This window comes from Rhizobium sp. KDH_Rht_773_N, from assembly GCF_052946295.1.
The window spans coordinates 1,231,483-1,249,266 of sequence record NZ_JBRFNB010000002.1 but is presented as its reverse complement, the minus strand read 5'-3'; the positions used below and the strand labels follow the sequence as shown (position 1 = coordinate 1,249,266).

The window sequence follows — 17,784 nt, the reverse complement described above, 5'->3', positions numbered from 1 at the left end:
CCTTGCATTCAAACCTATTTGACACTTAATTTGTATTTGTATAATACAAACGCAAAAGAGACGATCAATGGAGGAAACCATGTTGAAACGCATCGATCCGATCCTGTCTCCCGAATTGCTTTACGCGCTTCGCGCGATGGGTCATCGCCACGATATCGCCGTCGTCGATGCAAACTTCCCATGCGACGCCGGTGATGACCGGCTCATCCGCCTTGACGGTGTCTCGGGTCCGCATGCGCTTGACGCCATTCTCGGCGTCTTCCCTCTGGAGGAACGGGAGCCGGAGGTGGCGTGGCGCATGATCGCGGAAAACGACCCGGCCATGATCCTGCCCGTCTTCGAGGATTACGGCGCAAGCCTCCGCAAGAGCCAGGGCAAGCCGGTAGAACTGACAGCTGTCGCTCCTCACGACTTCAAGGATCGCGTGCGCGCCGCCCATACGATCGTCGTCACCGGCGAACGGCGCTTCTATGGCAGCGTCATCCTGCGCAAGGGCGCCATCCCGCCGCAGTGACGCACCGCCCGGAAGGCCATGCAGCCGATCTCCAGAAAGCTGCTATCTTCGAGGCCGAACCCGCGTTGCTCTCCAACTGTCGAAACGAGGAAACTGCAGATGCCAGCGAAACAGGAACGCCGCCTTCGCGTGGGTGTGCTCGGCGCGGGGCAGATCGCTCAGGCGGCACATTTTGAAAGCTGCACGAAGGCCGCCAATGCCGATCTCTACGCCATCTGCGATGTCGCCGACGACCTGCGCGAGCGTATGGCCATCATGCACGGCGCAGAGAAAACCTATGACGATTATGACAGGATGCTCGCCGATCCGGATATCGATGCGGTCATCATTGCCACGGCCGACGCCTTCCATGTGCCTGCCTCGCTGCGAGCGCTGGAAGCCGGCAAGCACGTGCTTTGCGAAAAACCCGTCGGCGTGACCGTCGAGGAATGCCTGAAGCTGAAGGCGGCCGTTGAAAAGTCCGGGAAGGTCTTCCAGGTCGGCCACATGAAACGCTTCGACGCGGGCCTGCAGGCAGCAAAATCGTTCATCCGCGACGAAATGGGCGAGGTCATTGCCCTGAAGGCCTGGTATTGCGACAACACACACCGCTATCCGATGACGGATGCCGTCCAGCCGCTTATCGTTTCCAGCGCCAAGGCGAAGAAGCCATCAGAAAACCCGAAGGCCGATCTCAGGCGCTATTACATGCTCGCGCATGGTTGCCACCTGATCGACACTGCGCGCTACCTCGCCGGCGATATCGTCTCGGTCAACGCGCGGCTTTCCGAGCGCGCCGGCATCTGGTGCTGGTTCGTCGACGTCGAGTTCGCCTCGGGCACGCTCGGCCATCTCGATCTGACCGTACAGGTCCGCATGGACTGGCATGAAGGCTTCCAGATCTACGGCAAGAACGGCAGCATTCTCGGAAAGATCTATAATCCCTGGTACTACAAGACGAGCGATGTGGACATCTTCCGCGAGGCCGACGGCGCCACCCACCGCGTTCTGGGGGCGGACGGCCATTTCTATCGCCGGCAGGTCGAGGGTTTTGCGCGCACGATTCTGGACGGCGCCCCGATGGAAGGCGCAGATGTCGATGACGGTCTTGCATCAGTCCGGGCCATGGTTGCCATCGCCCGATCCGTCGAAAGCAGAAAGGCCGTGGCACTGGCTGATGCCGAAGGTGGCGTTTGATGAAGCTCGGCATCTTCGCCAGGACGTTCGAGGGAACCGATCCCGACGGGGTCCTGAAATCCGTCGCCCAAGCCGGCTTTGCCTGTGCCCAGTATAACATGGCGTGCTCGGGCCTGCCTTCCATGCCGGACGAGATCACGGCGGCCGAGGCCCGATCGGTCGCTGAAGCAGCGGAAAGGTACGGCCTTGAGATCGTCGCGGTTTCCGGCACCTACAACATGATCCATCCCGATCCCGCCACCCGCCGGGCCGGCCATCGCAGACTGGCGGTGCTGGCCGAGCGCTGCGCCGCGATGTCCACCAGGCTCATCACGCTGTGCACGGGCACGCGCGATCCCGCCGACCAGTGGAAGGCACACCCCGACAACGATTCGCCCGAGGCATGGCGCGATCTGCTGGATGCGATGGGGACGGCGGTCGAGATTGCCGACCGCTGCGATGTCGATCTCGGCATCGAGCCGGAACTTGCCAATGTCGTCAATTCAGCCGCCAAAGCCCGCCGGCTGATCGACGAGATCAGGAGCCCGCGGATCAAGGTCGTCATGGATCCGGCCAACCTTTTCGAGGTCGGAACGCTCGCCGAGCAGCATATGATCGTCTCCTCGGCGATCGACCTGCTTGCCGATCGGATCGTCATGGCGCATGCCAAGGACCGCACGAGCGACGGGCGTTTTGCGACCGCCGGCAAGGGCGTACTCGATTACCGCCACTATCTGGGCAAACTGGCGTCGATCGGCTTTGGCGGCAGCCTGATCACCCACGGGCTTGCGGCCGATGAAGCGGAAGGCGTTGCGGCCTTCCTCGCAGCCGGGCTTAAAGAAAGCGCCGGAGCTTGACGATGACCGATGTCAGGACCTTCACGACAAGGGACGGCACGAAGCTCAACATCGACACGACAGGCGACGGTCCGGCGGTTGTCTTCCAGCATGGACTATGTGGTGATAGCGGCCAGACCCGCGAAGCCTTTCCATCCGGGAGTGGCTTTCGGCGCGTCACGGTCGAGGCGCGCGGCCATGGCTCGTCGCAGGCCGGGGATGTCAGCAGGCTGTCGATCGCCACGTTCGCCGATGATATCGCTGATTTCATCGAACAAGAGTTCGGAGCCCCGGTGGTGATTGGCGGGATTTCGATGGGCGCGGCGATTTCGCTGCGTCTTGCCGTCAAACGTGCGGATCTCGTCAAAGCTCTGATTATTGCCAGACCTGCCTGGATAACCGCCGGTGCGCCGGAGAACATGGTGCCGAACGCGGAAGTCGGGCGTCTGCTGAACCGGCTCGATCCGGAAGCGGCGAAGGCCGCCTTCGCCGCCGGCGAGACCGGACAACGTCTCGCCGGCGAGGCTCCGGACAATCTGGCCTCCCTTATGGGCTTCTTCGCGCGCCGACCGATCGATGTCACCGCGGCACTCCTGACGGCCATATCGAACGACGGGCCTGGAGTAACGGAAGGACAGGTTCGCGCCCTCCGGATACCGACACTCGTTATCGGCCATCAGAAAGATCTCATCCACCCATTTTCGCATGCGCATGCCATTGCCGGATTGATCCCTGCCGCCCATCTCGTCGAGATTACGCCGAAGGCAGAGGATCGGGCTCGCTACGTGTCCGGCTTCCATGAGGCCATAGGCAATTTCCTGAAGGAGCTTTAGCCGATGTCTGCCGTCTCGAAGAGCTGGATCGACGATCTCCCGCGCGATTGCCTGATCGCCGAATTCTCCGTCTGGTCGGCCGACCTCGTGCGCCTTGCAGATGAGCTTGCCCGCGTCGATCCCTACGTCGATATCCTCCATATCGATGTTGCCGACGGCCATTTCGCGCCGGCAATCCTGTTCTTTCCCGATCTCGTCGCGGGGATCAGAAAGGTTTCCGCTCGGCCTATCCATGTTCATCTGATGGTCGCAGACAATATTCTTCTTTCGCAGATCGACCAGTTTGCCGATGCCGGAGCCGACCTGATCAGCATCCATGTCGAGAACGAGAGCATCGCCCTCGAAGCGCTCGATCGTCTCGAACAGCTCGGCGTTGCGGCCGGCATGGTCATCAAGGTCGATACATCGGTCAAGGCGATAGAACCCTACCTCTCCCGCCTCAGCTTCGTCACACTGCTCGGCACGGCGATCGGGGTAAAGGGACAGGGACTGAACGAAAATGCCGGCATCCGTCTTGCCGAGGCGAAAGCGCTGATCTCCAGTATTGGTGTGCACCGGCGTATCGTGCTTGCCGCCGATGGCGGCATCAGGGAACATACGGTTCCGTTCCTACGTCGGTCGGGCGCGGAGACTGTCGTGCTCGGATCCCTCGCTTTCAACGCCCCGTCCCTTGAAGAGCGGATGACGTGGCTTCGTGCCCTCTAACGCATGGTTCGGAAATGCAGCAGATTGCCATTGGGATAGATTTGGGCGGGACACAGGTCAGGGCCGCGCTTGTCGACGAGAAGGGAAGCCTCATCGCACGGCGCGAAGAACGGACCGACGCCGATGGTGGCCCCGATCGTATCCTTTCGCAGATCCGGGCGCTTTCGGATGAACTTCTGGCGGCGGTGAACCCAGCCGGTGTCGCCGGCATCGGCGTCTCCGCTCCAGGCCCGATAGACACTGTTTCCGGTATCGCCACCAGCATCCCGACGCTTTCCGGTTTCGTTGATTTCCCCCTGAGAGCGGAACTGCAGCAGCGCTTCCCCTTCCCTGTCAGTCTCGAGCATGACGGTATTGCCGCAGCGATCGGCGAGTGGACCTTCGGTGCCGGCCGGGGCGTAGAAAATCTGATCTACGTGACCGTCAGCACGGGTATCGGCGGCGGCGCGATCGCCGACGGGCGCGTGTTGCGCGGGCGCAAGGGCATGGCGGCTCATATCGGTCATATGTCGGTCGTACCCGACGGTGAACTTTGCCCCTGTGGAAACAGGGGGTGCTTCGAGGCCTATGGCTCGGGCACGGCGTTCACCCGGCGCGCGCGCGCCCGCGCCGCCGAATGCAGCGAGACGACACTCGGCAGATCGGGTGACGACATTCACAGCCGTGATGTCTTCGCGGCCGCGAGAGCCGGCGACTCGCTCGCCAACGCGCTGATCGATGAGGAGGCCGAGATACTCGGGCGAGGCTTCACCAGCCTCATCCACATATTCTCACCCGACATGCTGGTGATGGGAGGCGGCCTCTCGAATGAATTCGACCGGCTTCAACCCGGCATTCAGGCCTATATCGCTCAGCGCGCGATGCCGGGCTTCAAGGACGTGAGGATCGTGCGCGCGGCTCTCGGACAGAATTCCGGCCTGATCGGAGCCGCCGCCCTTGTCTTCCTTGCCGAAAATGTCCGTCCCGACGCCCCTTCACTGGTTGCAGGCCTGCGATAGAGCCCTCGACATGGAACGGCCGCTCCGTGACCGGCTCCGCGCAGCAGCCGGCGGACATCCAGGTGGCCGACCCCGCCGTTCAACGCATCGCTCGTGCCGATCGACGTCAGGCCGCGTCCCCGCTCCAACGCCTTCGGCCATTGCACACTGCTCTCGCGCCCGTCATGATGCGCTCATCCTCAGCATAGACGGACAGCCATGCGCATCTTTCTCGTTCGACACGGCGAATCTCTCGGCAATATCAGCGAGAGCGCCTACCGCCAGTTCGGCGACCATAATGTGCCGCTGACGGAATGGGGGTATCGGCAGGCGCTGGCAGCCGGCCACGCGATTGCATCCTACCTTGCGGCGCTGCCCGGTACCAAGCCAAAGGCGGCCATCTGGCATTCACCCTATCTGCGAACGCGCCAGACCAAGGACGCGATCATCGAGGCTTTGCCCGCAGACGCGATCGGCGACGTGCACGAGGACTACCTGCTGCGTGAACAGGATTTCGGCCTCTTTACCGATATCTACGACCGGGCAGAGCAACGGCGCAAATTTCCCGAGGAATTCGAGAAATGGGCGCGGCTGCGCAACAACAGCGGCAAATTCTATGCGCGCCCGCCGGACGGTGAGAGCCGGGCCGACGTTGCCCAGCGGGTGCGGATGTTTCTTCTGACCGTCATGCATGACATTGGCCGCGGCAACGATATCGTGATCATCGTCGGCCACGGCGTCACCAACCGTGCCTTCGAGATGAATTTCCTGCATCACAGCGTCGAATGGTTCGAGCGCTCCGACAATCCCGGCAACGCAGATGTAACGCTGATCCACGGCACGCATGCGGAAGGCTATCAGTCGACGCTTCTGCACAAGGCCAGCGACCGCGATCCGTCAGCCGCGACGGAAATGCGCGGCGCCTATGGTTCGGAGCTGACGATCGCACCGAGGACCAATGTCTAGTGCGGCGATTTGAGCCTTCGATGCACACGGTTCGGCTGCGAACAGCGCCTTCAGCCGTCCTCAATAGGAAGCCAGCAGGTTCTGCCCGAAATCCGGTTCGACGCCCAGGATCGGTGCGACGCGGCTGATGATGTCATGCACCATCGGCGCGGCCGTATTCGTCGCGAAGGTAAGCCCGTGCTGGCCGGTCAGCGGTTCGTCGATGAAGGAGAGCACGACATATTTCGGTGCATCGATCGGGAAGGCCGCCAGATAGGCGTTGAAGCTCAGCGTATGTGAATAATGGCCGTTCACGACCTTGTTTGCCGTGCCCGTCTTGCCGCCGACATGAAAGCCCGGCACGTCGGCGGTGCGCCCGGAGCCCTGCTCGCCATTGAGCTTGAAAAGGTAACGGATCGTATCGCTGGTGCTCTTCTTGACGATCTGCTGTTCGGTTTTCGCGGCCTCTTCTGCCGAGCGCGGCAGGAACGTGGGCTCTATCAACTCGCCGCCATCAACCAGGGCCGCACCGGCGACGGCGGTCTGCAGCGGCGTGGTCGCCACACCATGGCCGAAGGAGATCGTGATCGAATTGATCTTCTTCCAGACTTTCGGCTGCGTCGGCGTCTTCACTTCCGGCAGCTCGGTCTGCATTTTCGTCAGCAGTCCGAAGCGGGTGAGATAGTCCTTCTGACGATCCATGCCGACCAGGTCCATCATTCTCGCCGTGCCGATATTGGAGGAGTAGCGGAAGATTTCCGGAATGGTCAGCCAGCGGCGCGGCACGTCATGGTCGTCGTGGATGGTGAAGCCGCCATAGTGCAGCGGCGCGGTGGCGTCGAAACTGTCGGAAAGCTTCACCGTGCCGGTGTCGAGCGCCAGTGCCATCGAGAAGGTCTTGAAGGTGGACCCCATTTCGAAAGTGCCGTTCGACATGCGGTTCAGCCAGCCTTCGCTGCCGGTCGCCTGCGGGTCGTTCGGGTCGAAATCGGGGGCGGACGCCATGGCGAGCACCTCGCCGGTGTGAACGTCGAGAATGACGGCGCCGGCGGCCTTGCCCCTGTAAGTGGTGATCGCGTCGGTGACGACGTCATGAACCACATTCTGCGCCCGAATGTCGATCGACAGCCTTACCGGCTGGAGATTTTCGCGCACCGCAAGCCCGGTCGATTCCAGGTCCGAAAGACCCTGCATGTCGAGATATTTCTCCATGCCGGCCATGCCCTTGTTGTCGATATCGACATAGCCAAGGATGTGAGCTGCCGTGCGCCCGCCGGGATAGAAGCGCTTCACCTCCGGGCGGAAGCCGATCGCGGGAAGGCCGAGGGCCAGAACCTCGCTCTGCTGCTTCGGCGTCAGCTGGCGGCGCAGCCATGTAAATTGCGAACGCTTGTCCGACAATTTTTGATAGAGCGTCTTCCGGTCGAGCTCGGGGAAGAGCTGCGTGAGCTTCTCGACCGCTTCGTCGACATCGACCATATGGCTTGGCTCGGCGAACATCGATACCGTGCGGATATCGGTCGCCAGAAGCTCGCCGTTGCGGTCGAGGATATCGGGCCGGGAGGCCATGATCGGATTGGGCGGAATGCTCGATGTCGTCGTGTCCACGGCAAGGCCGTAGTAGATCAGCTTGCCGAACATTCCCGCGTAGACGATGCCGAGAACGGCTGCGAGGGTGACGATACGGCTTCTGGCCAGCCGCGCCGTTCCGGTGGTCTTGCGAGCGGCCCGCGTGAACGGGGCGGATTCGAAGGTGAGCTTCACCAATCGACCGCTTCTTACGCTGATACTGTGAATGATCGACATTGCTACACACCAAAACAGGACGCACCAGCGCAGAGCCGCTCGTCCGCCTGACCTTCAAGCGGTAAGTGGATTTAAAGCTCCAAGCGCTGGGCCAGAGTTTTGCTGCTCCGGCAGAACGTTAACACCTGCCCTCATCTGCGACCTGCATGGTTAACAAGGTCTTATTCAGCCATGTGCATTTTGTCGCAGCTGCCTTGTGCAGTGGCGCCGAAAACCGCGGCCGGATTTAAAACGATTTTAAAATCATCGCCTCAAAAGCTAATCGATTTTAATTCTGTGGTTAAAATTTTCTTGTTGCAGCGCAAAAGAATCCGGGCCTAAATTCCTGCGAAAAGTCAATCTGCTCTCGGAGGAACGCTTATGACCGTGACGTTTCCGCTGACTGAAAAGCGCAATGTCGACGAGTTGTTGAAGCATCTGGTCCAGCACAACCTTTCCTATCCGGGAAACTGTGCGGTTTCGCTCAAGGCTCATGTCGCCCTTGTCACTTCTTCCCATACGTTCGCACTCGGCACTGCCCGGACAGCCTGGTAGCGCCGGCCAGCCGGGCTTTTCCTACTCTTCCCGAAACGCGCGGAAGATCTGGTCGGAAAGCGGCTTGACGAGATAGGAAAGCGCGGTGCGTTCACCGGTCTTGATCATCACCTCGGCCGGCATGCCGGGAACGAGCGTGAGGTTCTTCAGCTTTTCCTTTTCCGCTTGCGGAATGGCGACACGCACGAGGTAATAGGACTGGCCGGAGCGTTCGTCGGTGGTCAGATCGGCCGCAATCCGACTGACAAAACCGTTAAGTTCGGGCGTCGTGCGAAGATTGAAGGCGGTCATGCGTAACAAGGCGGCATGTCCGATCTGGATTTGATCGACATCCTTCGGCGCGATCTGAACTTCGAGGGCAAGATCGTCCCCTTCCGGCACGATAAGCATGATCGGATCGGCAGGTGAGATTACACCGCCCAACGTGTGGACGGCCAACTGGTGCACGATGCCGGATTGCGGTGCGACAATGTCGATGCGCTTCAGTTCATCCTCGGCCGCCACCCTGCGCTCGACATATTCCCCGATCTGCGCCTGGACTTCGCGCAGCTCGCGCCCGACCTCGGTCCTGAGATCCTGATCGATCTGCAGGATCTGCAGCCGCGTTTCCGTAATCCGGCCAGCGGACTGGGCCTGGAAGGCGATCTTCTCGCCGCGTTCCCCGCCGAAGGTCGCAGCCTGGGTCTTGAGACCGTTCAGCCGCTGGTCGGAAACGATGCCCTGTTCGCGCAGCCTGTTCAATGCGGATATTTCCGTATTGAGAACCTCTATTCCCTCGGCATAGGCAACCTCCTGCGCCTTCAGCCCCGCGATTTCATGCTCGAATTGCTCGATGCGCTGATTGAGCTGGGCTTTCTGCCCTTCTCTCGCCTCCCGCCGGGACTGGAAGAGACGAGATTCGCTATGAATGGCGGCGGCCACTTCCGCATCTCCATCATTGGCAAGCAGCCAGTCCGGAAAAATGATCGCATTCCGGTCGTCCCGTTCGGCTTCGAGCCGGGCCAGACGCGCCGCCAGCTCGTTCAGCCGCTTCGTGACGATCGCCAGATTGGCACGGGTCTGCGTGGCATCAAGGCGCATCAGCACGTCACCGGCTCTGACCTTGTCTCCCTCGCGGACGAGGATTTCTCCGACGACCCCGCCCTTCGGGTGCTGGACCTTTTTGACGTAGGAATCGACGACGAAATGCCCCGGCGCCACGACGGCTCCGGCGAGATTCGTCACCGCCGCCCATGCGCCGGCGCCGCCGACCATTGCGAGCGAAGCGATGACGCCCACCATCAGGTGGCGCCGGATGGAACGGCTGATTTCGAGGTCGTCAATGCCTGACATCTGCATCCTCCTGACTGTCCGCAGCGGCATCATTTGCCGTATCGGGTGTAACCTGGGCGGCGTTTGCGATCACCCGCAGCGGTGCCGTGCTGACGCCTGTGGCTTGAAAGCCGCGGCCCGCCGGCAGGCCGGAAGCGCTCTTGAGAACATTTGAAAGAACCTCGTCGCGAGGGCCAAACGCCCTTTGCCTGCCGCCGTCGATCATCAACACATGATCGACTATTCCGAGCGCACTGGGTCTGTGGGCAACAACGACGACGATGCCTTTGCGATCACGAACCATGGCAATCGCCCTGACGACCGCCGCTTCACCCTCGGCATCGAGATTGGCGTTGGGCTCGTCAAGGACGACCAGAAACGGGTCGCGATACAGGGCACGCGCAAGGCCTATGCGCTGGCGCTGGCCCGCAGACAGTGCGGTTCCGGCTTCGCCGATCTGCGTCTCATAGCCGAGTTCGAATTTCAGAATGAGTTCGTGCGCACCGGCCGCGCGCGCCGCGGCGACGATCGCTTGCGCATCGGGCGCTTCCTCGAACCGCGATATGTTTTCGGCAATGGTGCCGTCGAACAGCTCGACGCCCTGCGGGAGATAGCCGATATGTTCGCCGAGCGCGGCGCTGTCCCACTGGTCAAGGCTTGCGCCATCGATCCTGACCTTGCCTGCCGATGGCTGCCAGGCACCGACGAGGATTCGTGACAGGGTCGACTTCCCGGATCCGGACGGACCGATCACGCCGAGCGCGCTTCCCGCGGCCAGCGAGAATCCGAGCCCTGCGAGCGTCGGCTTTCTTCCGCCCGGCGGCACAACGGTCACGGCCTCGATGCGCAGCTCACGTTCGGGGCGAGGCAGAGGCGTGACAGCGGTGGGTTCGGGGATTTTTTCAAGCAGGTCCTGAAGCCTTGCCCAGCTCTGGCGCGCCATCAGGAACGGCTTCCAGTTGCCGATTGCGAGCTCGACCGGGGCGAGCGCCCTGCCCATCATGATCGAGCTCGCGATCATGATGCCGCCCGTTGCCTGCTGCGTGATCACGAGATAGGCGCCGACGGCAAGGATTGCGGACTGCAGGATCATGCGCAGGGATTTCGACACGCTTCCCAAGCCGCCACCGATATCGCCGGCCCGGCGATTGGCAGAGAGATAGGCGGCGTTGACCTTCAGCCATCGCTTGGCAAGCCGCAGCTCCAATCCCATCGCCCGAACGACTTCGGCATTGCGACGGGTACCTTCGAGCAGGCCGTTTCGCACCATGTTCCGGGCAATGGCTTCGCGGATCGGGGCCTGTGACAGGGCATTCGTAAGCAGGGTCAGGGAGACGAGGACGACCGCGCCGGCAAGCGCGGTGAGGCCGATCCAGACATGAAAGAGGAAACATATGCCGAGATATAGCGGCATCCACGGAAGGTCGAAGAAGGCGGTCGGCCCGGTACCGGACAGGAAACCGCGGACATTGTCGAGATCCCGCAGGGGCTGCAGGCCGTCACCCTGGGTTCTGCCGATCAACGGCAGGCGGATCACGGCCTCATAGACCCGGGCGCTGAGCTTTCCATCGAACCGCTCGCCAATCCGCAGCAGGACGCGGCTGCGAACGATATCGAGCACGGCCTGAAAGGCATAGAGGCCGGTTGCAAGCATCGCCAGACCGATCAGCGTCGGAACGCTGCCGCTTGCCAGAACGCGGTCATAGACCTGCAGCATGAACAGGGGCGATGTCAGCGCAAGCAGGTTGACGACCCCGCTGATCAGGCCAATGGCGACGGCGTTCGCCTTCAGCGGAAGGATCGCCGCCGCAGCGAAGCACTGCGACGGCGCCCGAACCAGGAGCTGGTTCCTCATCGATCGATCACGCGGCGAAGATCAGATCGGAGCTGTCAAGCGTACCGCCGCCAGCAAAGGCCACGGCGATCGTGTTGCCGGCGTAGGAAATCGTCGAGCCGGAAATACTGCCGCCGGCCGAAACGAAGTCGCTGTAGTCGTCCCAGCCAAAACCGTCGAGTACGATCAGGTCGTTGCCGTCAACGAAGTCGGTGATGGTGTCGTCGCCCCATCCGCCGGCATTCAGATCGGCGCGATAGAAGAACGTATCGAAGTCGCTTGCACCGGCACCCGTCAGCACATCGTTGCCGGCAAAGCTGTAGAGCGTCTCGCCAAGGCCGCCGCTATTGCCGGTCTGGGTCGTCCCCTGTTCGCCGAGATAGTCGTAGAGATGCGTCAGGTCGCCGGCGTTGGAGAGGTAGTAGATCGCATAGGTGAAGGCGGCCGAGGCCGTGGCATCCGACAGATCCAGCGTCAGAACTGTGTTGAGATCGTAGCCGGCGGCCGTGCTGCCGGTCAGGTGCGAGCCGAATTCCAGCGTGTCGAGCGAGCCGACGAACCCTCCCGGCGGAACGTAGCTGAAATCACCGTTGAGAATGACGCCGGACTGGGCGGTTCCGGCATTGCCGGCGACCCACTGATCATAGGGCGCCGAACCCGGGCTGAACGAACCATGGCTGCGATATGAGAAGGAGTTGAGCCACGTGGTTTCGAGATAATTGACCCAATCGGGCGCACCGGCAGGGACCTGAATTCCTACACTCATTGTCTTTCTCCATTGATGGTTGCTTGTCCGTCGATCGACGAACCTCGGACCTCGGCCCTTCGGCCGGGAAATTGCTTAGAACTTGAAGTTGAGCGATGCGGTGGCCGTGCGCCCCGGCCCTGGCAGGCTGACCGTACCGAGCGCCGGGACGTAGGCGACATCGGTGACGTTGTTGACGGCGAAGCGAAGCTTGACGGTGTCGTTGAAGGCGTAGGACCCGTATATGTCGTAGAGCGAATAGTCCTCGGTGACGTAGCTGCTCGCCAGTACGCCGATATTGGGAGATGTGCCGCCGACATGGGTAGCGCGACCGCCGATGGTCAGCTTGTCGTCGAACAGCCGCATGCCCGCATCGATGGTGAATTTGCTGCGCGGCGGTATGAAAATGATCGAGGGCTCGATCTCGTAGCTCGCGCCGTCATAGCTGTAGCTGGTGCCGAAATCCGTCTTCAGATAGGTGTAGGACAGGCAGGCATACCATTTGCCGGCGTCATAGCTCGCCTCCAGCTCTATGCCTTTCATCCGCGTCGTGCCATCGACATTGACGTAGGCGGCATAATCGCGGTCCGTTTCGGCGCGATGGACGGTTCCGAGCGCGATATAGTTTTCGATCGCGCGATAAAAACCGACGGCCTTCAGGCGCAGGCTGTCGTCGGCGGACAGGAGGCCGTCGGTCGTGACGTTGACGCCAAGCTCGAACGTGTCGCCTTCTTCGGCGACGAGATCGGGATTGGGCGCGTTCTCCACGAGGTTGACGCCGGGGTGTCCGCCCGTCAGGAAGGTTTCCATGATCGTGGGGGGGCGGAAGCTGCGCGAGTATTTGGCGAAGGGCTGCAGCCAATCGACGGGTTTGACGGCGAGCATGGCGGATGGCAGCAGCGCGCCGTCCGAATTGTCGACCGGGATGAGGTTTTCGGGATAGACCGTTACGTGATCGATGGTTCCCGTCCATATCCGGCAGGTCACGCCGTCCGGGTAGTACAAGCGGCAAGTGCGGTTGTCGATGGTCTTGACTTCCACGCCGTAGAGCGATGCGTCGCCCGACAGGTTGTAGTAGTCGTAACGCAGGCCGGCCTGCGCCATCAGCCAATCGTCATGTTCGAAAGTCGCATTGGCAAAGGTGCTGTAGACGTCGCGATCGCCTGACGGGGTCATGCCGGTATAGGTGGCCGTCATATCGACGCCATTCAGGAAGTAGTCCTCGAGCGTCTCCGTCTTGCCGCGATCAAAGAAGGCCTCGACACCGTAATTCAGCGAAAGCGAGCCGGTCGCGGTTTCGAAGCGGCTGGTATTGTCGATGCTGAAGCCCAGTGTGCCGAGAGCGTAGTTGACCGGGAAACCATCGTCGTTGATGGCCGAGCCGTAACGCTTCTCGCGGTTGCGCGTGTGGTTGTACCAGAGGCGGGCATTGAGATCGATAAGCTCGCTGTCGGGATCCCAATGGAGGCTGCTGGTGAGCGTATCGTTCAGGACTTCCTGTGTATCCTCGTCGAGGTCGCCGTCATTGTTGTAGGAACCCTGGCTGAAGTCGGAATCGTTGCGAAGCCAGGTCAGCGATGTGTCGATATCGTCGGCGAGTTCCGCCTCGGCCTTCAGCAGATAAGAGTAGGAGTCCTGCCCCGTGAAGATCGCCGCGCCGTCACGTACGGAGGTGTCATAGAGCTTGATCTCGCCGTTCTTGCCGATGTCGTAGGCGCCGATCTTCTTGTGGCTGATGCCGCCGAGCATCGAGAAACTGTCCGACAGTCTCACTGCCGCCATGCTCGCGCCATCGAACTGGAACTCGTTGGTGCCGGTGGTCGCGTTCGACTCGCCACCCCATTGGCGGCCATCCTCTATGAGGTCATCGGCCTCGATGGTGCGGAAGTTGACCGAGCCGCCAAGCGCGCCGGCCCCGCCAACGCCCGACGTACCGCTCTTTTCGACATCGATTTCGCGGATGAAGGCGGTTTCGACATAGGTGCGCTGCGTTGATCCGTGGCCGTTGCGCTGAAAATTCTGTCTGGCGCCGTCGATCATGGTGACGACACGGTTCTGATCCTGGAGGCCGCGAATATTGACCGTTATGCCGGGGTTTTGCCCCTCGGAGCGGTTGGCATAGACGCCGGCGGCCGTGTCGAGAAGATCACGCGCGTTACGGGCAGGCGAACTTTGAATGGCCTCCCTGGAGATGACACTGACGCTTGCCGGCTCCTCGTAGACCCAGTCCGGCGTGCCGCGATAGCCCGAACCGGAACTTGCGCGCCGCCCCCCTTTGATGACGATCGGGGCCAGCTGGGTAGTGCCATCGGGCTGCGGGATGGCATTCACGATCTCGGCGCCGCCGATCGTCGCCGCACCCCCGTCTCCGGAGACATGTGCGGATATTCCCGTCCCTGACAGCATTCGGGCCAGCGCATCGGCGGGCGTCAGGCGGCCGATGACGGCATTGGTGTTCACTGTGCCTGTCGGCGCCGCCGTCAGCGTGACCTGCATGCCGGACTGGCGCCCGAACGAACGGATTGCACTTGCCAGGGGCTGGGACGGGATATTGAAAGCAACCGTGGCAACCTGTGCCCGCGTCTGATCAGCCGGCGCAGACTGCGCGTGAACGCCGGTCACGACCGACAGGATTGCAAAAGCCGTTGTCGCCGATAACCGTGCTCGCCGCGTATGTCCGTCAGTCCGGCGCGCGCCGTTGAATCCCAAAACCCCTACCCTCACTCGCATGCTCACTCTCGTCTCTCCAGTCGCCTGCGCCGATGTCGTGCCCGGCGCCTTCAACCAAATGACGATTAGTGCTCAGAGTTTTTTCAGGGTTTTGAGCGGATTTCGCTAAATCTTGATAATTACACTCAAATTTTTCTAGTACCGGCTGACGATGCGTGCCAGCGAGGATATCGAACGGACCTTCCCGCCATAGGGCTCGACAAGCGCGCGCAACGCCTGATCGGGCTGCTTGAGATTGTAGAAGCCCGTGACCCGCTGACGGGCGAGTGCCGCATCGGGAACCGATATCCACGCCTGGTGGTAGCGCTGGATCTGCTCGATTACTGAGGCAAGCGTGGCGTTCACGACGTAAAGCTCGCCGTTGCGCCAATTGGCGATCTCGTCGACCGGGATCGTATCCTTGGTCATGACGGCGCTGTTCGGATCGACGGTCAGCAGATCTCCGGGCACCATCCGTTCGGGCGGGATCGCGGTCGAACCGGCAACGGAGGCCTCGACGGAACCGTGCGCAAGCGCGATGCTCGTCAGCCCGTCGGCAACCTGCACATCGAAACCCGTGCCGAGCACTTCGACGCGCACGCCGTTCGCCTCCACCCTGAAGGGCCTATCCTTGTCCGGGGCCACCTCGAAATACGCCTCACCGGCAAGAAGCGTGATGCCCCGCCGTCCCTCGCCGTAGTCCAAGGCGATCGAGGTCGCCGCAGCCATTGTTACCGTGCTGCCGTCCTGCAGGGTGATTGTGCGGGTCTCGGCCGTGGAGGTTGAATAGTCGGCGCGCAAGCGCAGCATCAGGCCGGGCGCAACGACAAGTCCAAGACAGAGCGCGCCGGCGAGCGCCGCCGCCACAGCCGCCCGCCGCCACGGCGCGCGCCGCCGGGTCGCAGATGGTCCGCGCATGATAGGCTGGGCATCGGACCTTGCCGCATACTCCCATTGCGAGCGCATGGCCGGGCGCACCTGCCCCATCGCCGCCCATGCCCTATGTGTGCGTTCCCAGGCCAGGCGGTGTTCGCTATCGCTGCAGAGCCAGCGATCGAAACGCGCTTTGAGCGCCGCCTCTTCAGGCCCTTCCTGCAGGAGAAGGAACCAGTCCGCTGCCGCCGCCAGCGCCTCGTCCGAGACGCCTGGCCCATTATCGGGTTCGACCACCATCAGCTTCCAGTCTTTGTTCCAGCCAAACCAACTCGCATCCCCCTGTTTTGCCGCGTCACGAACAATGACGTTTATCTCGCCTGTTTTTTTCACGCGGATTCGCAATTTTTGCGGATCATCCCATCTTTTTGGCGAATTCGACAATTGCGGCCTTGATCAGCCTGTGAACGCCGGCCACCGAAATGTCGAGATGACTGGCGATATCTTCCATGCGGTATCCGCCGAAGCGATGCATTTCCACCGCAATGCGTGTCTGTTCCGGCATTGCGGAAAGGATCGCCTCGACTTGCCTGACCTGGTCGCAGAAGAGCGCGTTTTCCTCCGGTGTTCCCGCATCGAGCGGCAGCCCCCACCAGGGCGTATCTTCCGGGCGGGAACGTAAATCGCGCTTCTGGCGCCGGCGCACGTCGAGCGCCAGGTTGCGCACCATACGGAAGAGGTAGGCCTTGAGTTTCTGCGGGGTGGCCGCATCTTCCGGCACGAATTTTATGAAAACCTCCTGGACGAGATCTTCCGCTTCCTCTCGTGAACCGACGATGGGCGTAGCGTATCGAATGAGGTCGGAGCGATGTGCCGCATAGACCGCATACCGCCGGTCGTCCTCCCTGATGCCCATAGCAATATCCATAAAGAAACGCGGAGACGAACAATCGGCCGCCAGCTAAACGCCGGATTGCAAATTCCGCATATTTCGCAACGGGAGAGGTAAATCAAAAAAACTTGACAATTTCCAGCATGTTTTTTCCGCAATTGAATTTGTAGGACTTTTTGAGCCGTACGACGGTTCGGCGTGCAGAATCGCAATCGGCACCGGACGCAACCGCATGAATCGTAGTCGCTCCCCGGTCGTGCGATGCAGTTGGGTATATCGCAGCTCATGGCGAGTAACGATCAGAGCAACGCAGGACCCGCCTATTGGCAACGAGAACTCAAACTACAGGGGATGAGAAGAGTTTTGTGTTGTGGCAAATGAAAAATCTGATTTACTGGCATCGCGCTGCTTGGCTTTGAGGGGGATTTGGCCGATGGTGTGGACTCGCAGGGATATTCTGCTTGGTGGATTGGCATTACTTGGTACCGGCGCGGTGCAGAAACCGGCTCTAGCCCAGGCCGCTTCCTATTTCGCCGGCACGGCCGTCGATAACGGCGTAACATTCCGGGCGACCAACTTCGCCAAGATCGACAGGAAGTGGCACCGCCAGGTCGTCAAATATTTCAGCAGTGAGCCGATCGGTACAGTCGTCGTCGATACGCGCCATCATTTTCTCTACCTGATCATGGAGAACAAGACGGCCATACGCTACGGCGTCGGCGTCGGCCGCGAGGGTTTCAAATGGTTTGGTCGTGCTACGATCGACCGCAAATCGCTGTGGCCGCGCTGGACGCCGCCTCCGGAGATGCGCAAGCGCCATCCTGAACTGCCCGAATTCGTGGCCGGCGGCTCGCCGAAGAATCCGCTCGGCCCCCGCGCCATGTACCTGCTGCGCGACGGCGTCGATACCGGCTATCGTTTCCACGGCACATTGGAACCGTGGAGCATCGGCAAGGACGCCTCCAGCGGCTGCATCCGCATGTTCAACGAGGATGCCATCGACCTCTATCAGCGGTGCCCGATCGGCACCGCGGTGCAGGTCCTGCCGCATATAGCCGACCAAGCGCCTCCCGCTGAGGTCAGCCAGGCAACCCCGGTTCAATGAGGAATATCAC

The 17,784-nt window shown here is 61.4% G+C and carries 16 protein-coding genes; 9 read left to right on the top strand and 7 right to left on the bottom strand.

From position 1 onward, the window contains the following. Positions 1 to 79 precede the first annotated feature (79 nt). The 7 genes from ACU8HS_RS27645 (at position 80) to ACU8HS_RS27615 (ending at position 5,986) form a co-directional block, all read left to right on the top strand. Positions 80 to 514, top strand: a complete 435-nt coding sequence (locus tag ACU8HS_RS27645; protein WP_447016150.1) for an RbsD/FucU family protein — start codon at positions 80 to 82, stop codon at positions 512 to 514. Between the two features lie 99 nt (positions 515 to 613). Continuing rightward, entirely contained in the window at positions 614 to 1,690 is a 1,077-nt protein-coding gene (locus tag ACU8HS_RS27640) for a Gfo/Idh/MocA family protein (protein ID WP_447016149.1), read from the top strand. Beyond that, positions 1,690 to 2,526, top strand: a complete 837-nt coding sequence (locus ACU8HS_RS27635; RefSeq protein WP_447016148.1) for a sugar phosphate isomerase/epimerase family protein — start codon at positions 1,690 to 1,692, stop codon at positions 2,524 to 2,526. The genes ACU8HS_RS27640 and ACU8HS_RS27635 overlap by 1 nt, the downstream gene beginning before the upstream one ends. Positions 2,527 to 2,528: 2 nt before the next feature. Further along, entirely contained in the window at positions 2,529 to 3,338 is an 810-nt protein-coding gene (locus ACU8HS_RS27630) for an alpha/beta fold hydrolase (protein ID WP_447016147.1), read from the top strand. Positions 3,339 to 3,341: 3 nt separating this feature from the next. Beyond that, entirely contained in the window at positions 3,342 to 4,043 is a 702-nt protein-coding gene (locus ACU8HS_RS27625) for a ribulose-phosphate 3-epimerase (protein ID WP_447016146.1), read from the top strand. Positions 4,044 to 4,057: 14 nt separating this feature from the next. Next, complete coding sequence (locus ACU8HS_RS27620) at positions 4,058 to 5,041, top strand: ROK family protein (protein WP_447016145.1); 984 nt, start codon at positions 4,058 to 4,060, stop codon at positions 5,039 to 5,041. Positions 5,042 to 5,239: 198 nt separating this feature from the next. Beyond that, positions 5,240 to 5,986 carry a histidine phosphatase family protein gene (locus ACU8HS_RS27615; protein WP_112564226.1) on the top strand — a complete coding sequence of 249 codons (747 nt, stop codon included), beginning with the start codon at positions 5,240 to 5,242 and terminating at the stop codon, positions 5,984 to 5,986. 60 nt (positions 5,987 to 6,046) lie between these two features. Here ACU8HS_RS27615 and ACU8HS_RS27610 read toward each other — a convergent pair whose 3' ends face one another. Continuing rightward, positions 6,047 to 7,771: a peptidoglycan D,D-transpeptidase FtsI family protein gene (locus ACU8HS_RS27610; RefSeq protein WP_447016144.1), complete on the bottom strand. Its 1,725-nt coding sequence runs from the start codon at positions 7,769 to 7,771 to the stop codon at positions 6,047 to 6,049. Positions 7,772 to 8,131: 360 nt separating this feature from the next. Here ACU8HS_RS27610 and ACU8HS_RS27605 point away from each other — a divergent pair, with 360 nt between their 5' ends. After that, a complete protein-coding gene (locus ACU8HS_RS27605) occupies positions 8,132 to 8,305 on the top strand; it encodes a hypothetical protein (RefSeq protein WP_377312368.1) in 174 nt (57 codons plus the stop codon). A 21-nt stretch (positions 8,306 to 8,326) separates the two neighbouring features. Here ACU8HS_RS27605 and ACU8HS_RS27600 read toward each other — a convergent pair whose 3' ends face one another. From ACU8HS_RS27600 to ACU8HS_RS27575, 6 genes are all read right to left on the bottom strand, one after another. Then, positions 8,327 to 9,637 carry an HlyD family type I secretion periplasmic adaptor subunit gene (locus tag ACU8HS_RS27600; protein WP_447016143.1) on the bottom strand — a complete coding sequence of 437 codons (1,311 nt, stop codon included), beginning with the start codon at positions 9,635 to 9,637 and terminating at the stop codon, positions 8,327 to 8,329. After that, positions 9,624 to 11,471: a type I secretion system permease/ATPase gene (locus ACU8HS_RS27595; RefSeq protein ID WP_113413346.1), complete on the bottom strand. Its 1,848-nt coding sequence runs from the start codon at positions 11,469 to 11,471 to the stop codon at positions 9,624 to 9,626. The genes ACU8HS_RS27600 and ACU8HS_RS27595 overlap by 14 nt, the downstream gene beginning before the upstream one ends. 7 nt (positions 11,472 to 11,478) lie before the next feature. Continuing rightward, positions 11,479 to 12,216: a hypothetical protein gene (locus ACU8HS_RS27590; RefSeq protein ID WP_112704082.1), complete on the bottom strand. Its 738-nt coding sequence runs from the start codon at positions 12,214 to 12,216 to the stop codon at positions 11,479 to 11,481. 75 nt (positions 12,217 to 12,291) lie between these two features. Then, positions 12,292 to 14,691, bottom strand: coding sequence for a TonB-dependent hemoglobin/transferrin/lactoferrin family receptor (locus ACU8HS_RS27585; protein WP_447016142.1), 2,400 nt, complete (start codon positions 14,689 to 14,691; stop codon positions 12,292 to 12,294). Between the two features lie 369 nt (positions 14,692 to 15,060). After that, a complete protein-coding gene (locus ACU8HS_RS27580) occupies positions 15,061 to 16,077 on the bottom strand; it encodes a FecR family protein (protein WP_113413345.1) in 1,017 nt (338 codons plus the stop codon). 115 nt (positions 16,078 to 16,192) lie between these two features. Beyond that, positions 16,193 to 16,693: a sigma-70 family RNA polymerase sigma factor gene (locus tag ACU8HS_RS27575; protein WP_112704080.1), complete on the bottom strand. Its 501-nt coding sequence runs from the start codon at positions 16,691 to 16,693 to the stop codon at positions 16,193 to 16,195. Positions 16,694 to 17,102: 409 nt separating this feature from the next. On the opposite strand from ACU8HS_RS27575, the gene ACU8HS_RS27570 reads away from it, so the two are divergent. Further along, positions 17,103 to 17,774, top strand: a complete 672-nt coding sequence (locus ACU8HS_RS27570) for a L,D-transpeptidase (RefSeq protein WP_112704079.1) — start codon at positions 17,103 to 17,105, stop codon at positions 17,772 to 17,774. Positions 17,775 to 17,784 lie beyond the last annotated feature (10 nt).

Coding starts and splice junctions, on each gene's coding strand:
- ACU8HS_RS27645 (WP_447016150.1), top strand. CDS start 80: ATGTTGAAACGCATCGATCCGATCCTGTCTCCCGAATTGCTTTACGCG.
- ACU8HS_RS27640 (WP_447016149.1), top strand. CDS start 614: ATGCCAGCGAAACAGGAACGCCGCCTTCGCGTGGGTGTGCTCGGCGCG.
- ACU8HS_RS27635 (WP_447016148.1), top strand. CDS start 1,690: ATGAAGCTCGGCATCTTCGCCAGGACGTTCGAGGGAACCGATCCCGAC.
- ACU8HS_RS27630 (WP_447016147.1), top strand. CDS start 2,529: ATGACCGATGTCAGGACCTTCACGACAAGGGACGGCACGAAGCTCAAC.
- ACU8HS_RS27625 (WP_447016146.1), top strand. CDS start 3,342: ATGTCTGCCGTCTCGAAGAGCTGGATCGACGATCTCCCGCGCGATTGC.
- ACU8HS_RS27620 (WP_447016145.1), top strand. CDS start 4,058: ATGCAGCAGATTGCCATTGGGATAGATTTGGGCGGGACACAGGTCAGG.
- ACU8HS_RS27615 (WP_112564226.1), top strand. CDS start 5,240: ATGCGCATCTTTCTCGTTCGACACGGCGAATCTCTCGGCAATATCAGC.
- ACU8HS_RS27610 (WP_447016144.1), bottom strand. CDS start 7,771: ATGTCGATCATTCACAGTATCAGCGTAAGAAGCGGTCGATTGGTGAAG.
- ACU8HS_RS27605 (WP_377312368.1), top strand. CDS start 8,132: ATGACCGTGACGTTTCCGCTGACTGAAAAGCGCAATGTCGACGAGTTG.
- ACU8HS_RS27600 (WP_447016143.1), bottom strand. CDS start 9,637: ATGTCAGGCATTGACGACCTCGAAATCAGCCGTTCCATCCGGCGCCAC.
- ACU8HS_RS27595 (WP_113413346.1), bottom strand. CDS start 11,471: ATGAGGAACCAGCTCCTGGTTCGGGCGCCGTCGCAGTGCTTCGCTGCG.
- ACU8HS_RS27590 (WP_112704082.1), bottom strand. CDS start 12,216: ATGAGTGTAGGAATTCAGGTCCCTGCCGGTGCGCCCGATTGGGTCAAT.
- ACU8HS_RS27585 (WP_447016142.1), bottom strand. CDS start 14,691: ATGCAGGTCACGCTGACGGCGGCGCCGACAGGCACAGTGAACACCAAT.
- ACU8HS_RS27580 (WP_113413345.1), bottom strand. CDS start 16,077: ATGGTGGTCGAACCCGATAATGGGCCAGGCGTCTCGGACGAGGCGCTG.
- ACU8HS_RS27575 (WP_112704080.1), bottom strand. CDS start 16,693: ATGGGCATCAGGGAGGACGACCGGCGGTATGCGGTCTATGCGGCACAT.
- ACU8HS_RS27570 (WP_112704079.1), top strand. CDS start 17,103: ATGGTGTGGACTCGCAGGGATATTCTGCTTGGTGGATTGGCATTACTT.